9 protein-coding genes and 1 pseudogene are annotated in these 6,000 nt (G+C 69.1%); 8 read left to right on the top strand and 2 right to left on the bottom strand.

Annotated elements, in window-relative coordinates; translation table 11 throughout:
- The first annotated feature begins 163 nt into the window (after positions 1 to 163).
- From QMK24_RS42050 to QMK24_RS34375, 7 genes are all read left to right on the top strand, one after another.
- Positions 164 to 418, top strand: a complete 255-nt coding sequence (locus QMK24_RS42050; RefSeq protein ID WP_502962684.1) for a hypothetical protein — start codon at positions 164 to 166, stop codon at positions 416 to 418.
- Between the two features lie 69 nt (positions 419 to 487).
- On the top strand, positions 488 to 751 hold the full coding sequence (locus QMK24_RS34400; RefSeq protein WP_283470793.1) for a hypothetical protein: 264 nt from the start codon (positions 488 to 490) through the stop codon (positions 749 to 751).
- Complete coding sequence (locus QMK24_RS34395) at positions 723 to 1,253, top strand: DUF6879 family protein (RefSeq protein ID WP_283470792.1); 531 nt, start codon at positions 723 to 725, stop codon at positions 1,251 to 1,253. Before QMK24_RS34400 ends, QMK24_RS34395 begins: the two co-directional genes overlap by 29 nt.
- A 21-nt stretch (positions 1,254 to 1,274) precedes the next feature.
- On the top strand, positions 1,275 to 2,123 hold the full coding sequence (locus QMK24_RS34390) for a helix-turn-helix domain-containing protein (protein ID WP_283470791.1): 849 nt from the start codon (positions 1,275 to 1,277) through the stop codon (positions 2,121 to 2,123).
- Between the two features lie 96 nt (positions 2,124 to 2,219).
- Positions 2,220 to 2,402, top strand: coding sequence for a hypothetical protein (locus QMK24_RS34385; RefSeq protein WP_283470790.1), 183 nt, complete (start codon positions 2,220 to 2,222; stop codon positions 2,400 to 2,402).
- A 44-nt stretch (positions 2,403 to 2,446) separates the two neighbouring features.
- Complete coding sequence (locus tag QMK24_RS34380; RefSeq protein ID WP_283470789.1) at positions 2,447 to 2,842, top strand: DUF6415 family natural product biosynthesis protein; 396 nt, start codon at positions 2,447 to 2,449, stop codon at positions 2,840 to 2,842.
- A gap of 312 nt (positions 2,843 to 3,154) precedes the next feature.
- Positions 3,155 to 4,027, top strand: coding sequence for a hypothetical protein (locus QMK24_RS34375; protein WP_283470788.1), 873 nt, complete (start codon positions 3,155 to 3,157; stop codon positions 4,025 to 4,027).
- Positions 4,028 to 4,483: 456 nt separating this feature from the next.
- On the opposite strand, the gene QMK24_RS34370 is transcribed toward QMK24_RS34375, so the two are convergent.
- Both QMK24_RS34370 and QMK24_RS34365 read right to left on the bottom strand, forming a co-directional pair.
- A complete protein-coding gene (locus tag QMK24_RS34370) occupies positions 4,484 to 5,182 on the bottom strand; it encodes a Ku family protein (protein ID WP_283470787.1) in 699 nt (232 codons plus the stop codon).
- Positions 5,183 to 5,360: 178 nt separating this feature from the next.
- Positions 5,361 to 5,661 (bottom strand): annotated as a pseudogene (locus tag QMK24_RS34365) (transposase); the annotation flags it as partial.
- Here QMK24_RS34365 and QMK24_RS34360 point away from each other — a divergent pair.
- The gene (locus tag QMK24_RS34360) at positions 5,654 to 5,851 is read left to right on the top strand and encodes a hypothetical protein (RefSeq protein ID WP_283470786.1); all 198 of its coding nucleotides are present in this window, start codon (positions 5,654 to 5,656) and stop codon (positions 5,849 to 5,851) included. The pseudogene QMK24_RS34365 and the gene QMK24_RS34360 overlap by 8 nt on opposite strands.
- Positions 5,852 to 6,000: the final 149 nt, after the last annotated feature.

Here is a 6,000-nt window from a genome sequence, read left to right as displayed (position 1 = left end):
CTCAGCCCGGTCGAGTTCGAGGAGAAGCACTACGCCGAACAGGCAACGACCGAACGAGCGAACCTGAAACCCCGTCAACCCTCCCTGACCAGCTGATCAGCACCTCCCGAGCAACGGGGGAACCTCAACCCGCCGCACCGATGACGGGTTCGACACCTTCGACCTGACCGTCGACCTCGTCATCGACCCCGACCTGAGCACCCTTACGTGGAAGGACGAAGACGAGTACGCCCACGTCCGGCGCCTGGGCATCGTCACCGACACCGAGCACCAGGCGGTGGAGGTCGCCCGCGCCCAGGTCCTCGCCCTGCTTGACGAGCGGGCCGGGCCGTTCGCGGACGCCGACCAGTGGGCGTCCTGGCGCTGGAACCCGGCCTGGCCCGCACCGGTCCTGAGTCGAGACAGCGAGCGCTCTTGACCGCCGGTGCCGCTGCGCGGGACGGTCGTTGCGCAACTAAGCGCAACCGACTCGACACGGGAGCACGCGATGACGTTACGGTTCGTCGGGATCGACCCGAACACGGGAGGCGGTGGATCGCCGACGGTGTGGGTGGAGGACGAGAGTGCTGACCTCGTCCTTCAAGGCGAGGAAGCGGAAGAGCTGTTGAAGGCGCAGGTGGGTGGAACCGAGTGGGTGGTCGGTCATGCGGTGGGGATCCCGGCGCACGAGAGGGTGATCCGTATCCCGGCCCGGATGGTGCCGATTTTGAGGGAGGCGTGTGATGTCGCAGAGCGTGCCGGACTTCGTTGAACTGCTGAGGGGCGCTCAGCGCAGCGCGGTGCATCTGGAGATGCGCGATCTGTACGGCGTCGGCGACGAGGTCGACCTGATCGAGCGGTTCGCCCGCACCGGCGAGATCACGTTGGATCCCACGGCGTCGTTCTGGCCGCAGTGGCTCGGCATCGTCAAGGCGACCCTGGCGCGGGGTGTGGTCATGCGCCGCGCCCGGATCGTCTCCGAGCCGGTCACCGACTACATCCGCTGGGAGCACGCCTCCACCCCGCTGAACCTGGACGCCGGCGAGCAGGTCCGCTGGCTGTCCCGCCGCAACGCCTCGGACATCGCCCTGCCGGGCAACGACTTCTGGCTGATCGACGGCCGCCTGGCGATGTTCCACTTCTTCACCGGCGACGGCGACTGGGCAGACCCGGGGTTCGAGATCACCGAGGACCCCGCCGCGGTGAACCTGTGCGCGACGGCCTTCGAGACCGTCTGGGAGCGCGGTGTTCCCCACGAGAAGTTCACCGTCTGATCCCCCGGGCCGCCCGCGAACATGACCGCCTCCCCCTCATCCAGCGCCCAAGGTGCCCGCGAAGCGCTCGCCGTGCGGTTGCAGCACCTGCGCAAGGACGCCGGCCTGACCGGGCGTGAGCTCTCCGTCCGGTGCGGCTGGCATCCCGCGAAGACGACCCGTATCCAGAAGGGCGAGGCGCCGCCTTCCGACACGGACATCCGCACCTGGTGCGCCGCGTGCGGCGCCGACGACCAGGCGGACGACCTGATCGCCACCGCCCGCGCGGTCGACTCGATGTACCTGGAGTGGCGCCGCCTGCACCGCAACGGCATGCGCAAGGTTCAGGAAGACTTCTACGCGCTGTACGAGCGCACCCGCATCTGCCGGGCGTACGTCTCCAATGTGCCGCCCGGGTTCTTCCAGACCCCCGGCTTCGCGACGGCCCTCATGGAGCAGATCACCGCCTTCCAGGGCACTCCGAACGACGTGTCCGAAGCCGTCGCCGCCCGTGTCGCCCGCTCCCGGTTCCTCTACGAGGGCGGACACCGCTTCGTCGTCCTCATGGAGGAGTCCGTCCTGCGCTTCCGCACCGCCGACCCCGATGCCATGAAGGGCCAGCTGCGCCACCTCCTGGCCGTGATGCCGCTCGCGTCCGTCTCGCTAGGCATCATTCCGTTCGCCGCGCAGCGCACCGTGTGGCCGCTGGAGGCGTTCTACCTCCACGACGACGTCCAGGCCGTGGTGGAGACGCTGACCGCAGAGATCAACGTGACGCAGCCGCGCGAACTGGCCGACTACGCGAAGGCATTCAGCGGTCTGTCCGAGATGGCCGTGTACGGGGACGCGGCCCGCACGCTCATCCGGGCCGCGATCGACGCCCTGGAGTGAACCTCCGCAATTTCCCGCAACTTCGTTGAGGGCGGGACCCAACGCTGCGTAGCGTCGAAGTCACCGACGGACCACCAGCCGGAGAGGCGGGCCATTATGCGCGCACACGCGGCCAGCACCGCCCTGGCCCCGGAGGGCCGCAGCCTCCAGCCGCCCGCCTACGGCGTTCCCTCCCCGGCCCTACTGGCCCGCGCGGACCGGGGCCTCGCCCGGTTCCTTGCCCAGCGGACCGAGGACCAGGACGACAGGAACGGCGACGGCCAGGACACCCCGCAGTGACCGCCGGCCACCCAAGCGACGACGCCCCAACAGCAAGGCCCGCCATGCACACCAGCACGCACACGGTCCTGTACGACCCCGACGGACTGATCGAAGCGGAGCTCCCGCTCGACCGCGAACCGTACGAGTGCCTCGTCGAGGCCGTCCTGGCGTGGACCGGCCCGGACCCGCTGCAGGAACGCGACTACGAGCAGATCGCCCTCCAGCTGAGCGGCCACGCCCGTGCCATTGCCGCCGACGTCCGCCGCCGCGTCGGCCAGCTGCCGAAGGACAGCGGGCCCAAGGCGCTCGCCGACGTCGTCCTGCGCGAGGCGGAACGGCGGCTGTCCGCGACGCTGGAGGGCACCGTGCGCTGCGTCCAAAACCGCGCCCGCCTCGTCCGCGCCCTCTACGAACGCCTGGACCGTCTGGAGGCCGCGCCCGCCACCCAGGCCGTCTGAACTGCCGCGCACCCGGGCGCGACCACGGACCCCGGGTGCGCGGCGCAGCCACCAAGGCGATTCCCTGCGGTTCCCTCGTTCGGCCGTATGGCGCACCCGAGCGGTGCTCCTTGAACGGACATGACCACCACGCCGCGGCCGCCCGCCGCAGATAACCGGTGCACGACGATTGGCGCGCTTCTCATTCCTCCAACCTGCGACGTTGCCCCACGGCGTACACGTCGTTGACCAACGACCGGAGGCGTACCCCAGGAATTCCAGTGCCGTAGGCGATCGAAGAGACCACAATCGGCCTTCTAACAGGAGGTTCTGATGAAGTCGGACATGAAGTTCGAGAACGGCACCCTGCTGAGGCTGGCGGAGGCGGATGGTCAGGCTGTCGCCACGCTCATGCCCGGTGTAGGTGCCCACCGCTTCGCCGTCCGTGTAGAGGTCAGCGCCACTGCTGTGACTGAGGGCTGCAATCAACTGCAGCTGGGTGGCGAGGTCCACACCGAGCACAGCTCGGGGAGAGTCTGGTTGGGCTCCTTCACCCCGACCGCGATTCCCCTCACGCCGGGCATATCGCGGACAGCGAACCTGTCCATGCCCTTGACCAGCGCCCAGGTCCTCGCGCTGGAAGAGCGGCGCAACGGTGAAGATCTCCAGCTGTGCATCGACTTTTCCGGGTCGCTCCCGCAGAGCACGGGGTATCCGTTCGCTGATGTCCAGGACAGCATCCGTATGGCCGTCAGCGAATGGGAGCGGCAGGTCGAGACCGTCAGCAGCGGGATCTTCTTCACCGTGGCGGTTCCGCTTCCGTTGGTCGGCGGGAAGCTGGCCGAAGCGGGCCAGCACCTGCGGCGGGCCGATCAGCAGATCACCGCCGGGGAGTACCCAGACGCGATCCGCGAAGCCCGGCTGGCGATCAGCACTATGCGCGAGATGAAGATCTGGCCGAGGGACAGCACGAACAAGCGCGACGACCAGGACCAGGCCGACCGGTACGGCCGGATCCTCGACAGCCTGGACGCGATGGCGGAGGGATACACCACGCTGCTGACCACCACGTTCAACCAAGCCAGTGGAATCCAGCACAACGACGGGGCGATTGCCAGCGCCACCTGGGTCCGGGCCGATGCCGTCGCGTTGACCGGCATGGCCGCCTCACTCATGCACCGGCTCGCCTCCGAAATCCGCCGGTAGACGCCTGCCACTCACCGCTGCGCATACACCCGGCGATGCGCAGTACGTCTGCGCATAGGCGCTGCCCAGGTGAAGCGTCCGAACTCACCATGGCTGCGCATTCCAACTGACCACGGTTGCGCAATGCACGGTCGTCGCCGTCGGCGATGGGCGGTAACGCTCGGCGACGGATGCGCAGTCTCGCTGCGGATGCGCAATCGGGCTGCGCAGTCACTGCGCACTGCGCAATGCGGGTGGGGGAGACTGCGCGGGTGACCGTTCACCGCCGCCCGTTGGGCACCGGACCGCATCCCGACTCCGAACCCGATGGGGGGCGGGCGCAACGCGCGATGACGCCTGCGGAACGTGCGGCGGCCGCCGCCCACTACCAGCCGGGCAGCGGGAACGATCCGGGGGAGCCGACGTCAGCGCGGCGCTTGCTGGGAGACGGACCGCGCGCCTGACCGGGGCTGGGGGTCAGGCGCTGCGTTTGTGGGCGGTGGTCTTCTTCGCCGGGGTCTTCTTGGCCGTCGCGGCCGACGTCGACTTCTTTCCCTCGCCGGCTTTGGGCGTGCTGCGTGCACGGGTGTGGCTGGCCGACGTGGACGCGTGGCTGGCAGCCGTCTTCTTCGCCGACGCCTTCTTCGCCGACGCCTTCTTCGCGGTGGCCTTCTTGGCGGTCTTCTTCGGCGGGGTGATGTCGTGCACGGTGGCGTCCTGGCCGCGGTTTTTCTTGGCCTCGGCGAGGCTGGTCTGCAGCGCCTCCATGAGGTCGACGACCTTCCCGGTCGGCGCCGGGACGGTGGTCTTGGCGGGTGCGGCGCCTTCGGTCTTGGCGTGCACCAGGTCGGCCACCGCGGCGGTGTACTGGTCCTCGTACGCGTCCAGGTTCGCCTCGCCGAGAGCCTCGATCAGTGCGATGGCGGCCTCGATCTCGTTGTCGGTGAGCTCCACCTTGCCGGTCGGCGCGGCTTCGGCGGGGGACTTCATCTCGTCGGGCCAGTGCAGGGTGTGGGCGATGGCCGGCGGTAGCTGGATGAGCCTGCACACCCGCGAGTGCCCGCATCGCGCGCCGCAGTCCGGGGGCGCTGGCGGGGGAGGGGCTGGGCCGTCCGGGTGAATGCGGGTGTCGGTGGTGGTGCCGCCCGTGTCGTGGACCGTGAGTGGCTCGTTCATGGGGTGCGACATCGAGGTCCGGTCGGGCCTGGCGGTTTTGCTTTCCTGCCAGGTCCGACCGCATCATCCGCAGCCCTACGGGCGGCGCCCGTGCGTCAGCTGGCATCCCCACGAAGACCGCCCCCACCTCTTGAGAACACCCAGGTGAGCGGCACAGTACGGGACGCTGTTCGAGGCCGAACGGTGACAGGCGCGTATGGACCACACAGGTCTGCACCACGGTGGCCGGCCAGACGGCGTTCACCGCGTCGGGCAGGGCGCTCAGCCCGTCGCAGACCAGCATCAGCACGTCACGGACGCCTCTGTTCTTGATCTCGGTCAAGACGGTCTGCCAGTACTTGGCGCCCTCACCTCCGTCCCCGGCCCACAGCCCGAGGATCTCCCGGTAGCCGTCGACGGTCACCGCGATGGCCACGTAGATCGGCCGGTGGGCGACATTCCCGTCCCCTCACCTTCACGTGCACGGCGTCGATGAAGACGACCGTGGTGGGGTTCTTGCGGGTGCGGGCCTTGAGGCGTGAGGGGCGCCGGGCGGGCAGGGGCGCGGCCAGCAAGATCACGAATCCCTCATCCAAAGCGAAGCGGCGCCGTGACGAGCACGAACCGGCGGAAGTCGGCACCGGACAGGCTCAGAAGGACCTGGAGGCGACGGCGGTCCCGGTCGGCTGACCGGGCGTCCCGCCCACGCATGGCACTTCCGGGCATGTCCGCTCAGGTCCGCGGACATGCCCGGAAGTGTCTACTTCTCCGGAGTCCGGGCGTCACCCCGGGTGTTGGGCGTTTTTGAGGATGCCGATATCGCGGGCAGAAACCGGCGT

The sequence above is a fragment of the Streptomyces sp. PH10-H1 genome, from assembly GCF_030063355.1.
GTDB lineage: Bacteria > Actinomycetota > Actinomycetes > Streptomycetales > Streptomycetaceae > Actinacidiphila.
This window is presented reverse-complemented; position numbering and strand designations above follow the sequence as displayed.

Bases quoted from the DNA above. Each gene is read 5' to 3' on its own strand.
- QMK24_RS34400 (WP_283470793.1), top strand. From the start codon at position 488: ATGACGTTACGGTTCGTCGGGATCGACCCGAACACGGGAGGCGGTGGA.
- QMK24_RS34395 (WP_283470792.1), top strand. From the start codon at position 723: ATGTCGCAGAGCGTGCCGGACTTCGTTGAACTGCTGAGGGGCGCTCAG.
- QMK24_RS34390 (WP_283470791.1), top strand. From the start codon at position 1,275: ATGACCGCCTCCCCCTCATCCAGCGCCCAAGGTGCCCGCGAAGCGCTC.
- QMK24_RS34385 (WP_283470790.1), top strand. From the start codon at position 2,220: ATGCGCGCACACGCGGCCAGCACCGCCCTGGCCCCGGAGGGCCGCAGC.
- QMK24_RS34380 (WP_283470789.1), top strand. From the start codon at position 2,447: ATGCACACCAGCACGCACACGGTCCTGTACGACCCCGACGGACTGATC.
- QMK24_RS34375 (WP_283470788.1), top strand. From the start codon at position 3,155: ATGAAGTCGGACATGAAGTTCGAGAACGGCACCCTGCTGAGGCTGGCG.
- QMK24_RS34370 (WP_283470787.1), bottom strand. From the start codon at position 5,182: ATGAACGAGCCACTCACGGTCCACGACACGGGCGGCACCACCACCGAC.
- QMK24_RS34360 (WP_283470786.1), top strand. From the start codon at position 5,654: ATGAAGACGACCGTGGTGGGGTTCTTGCGGGTGCGGGCCTTGAGGCGT.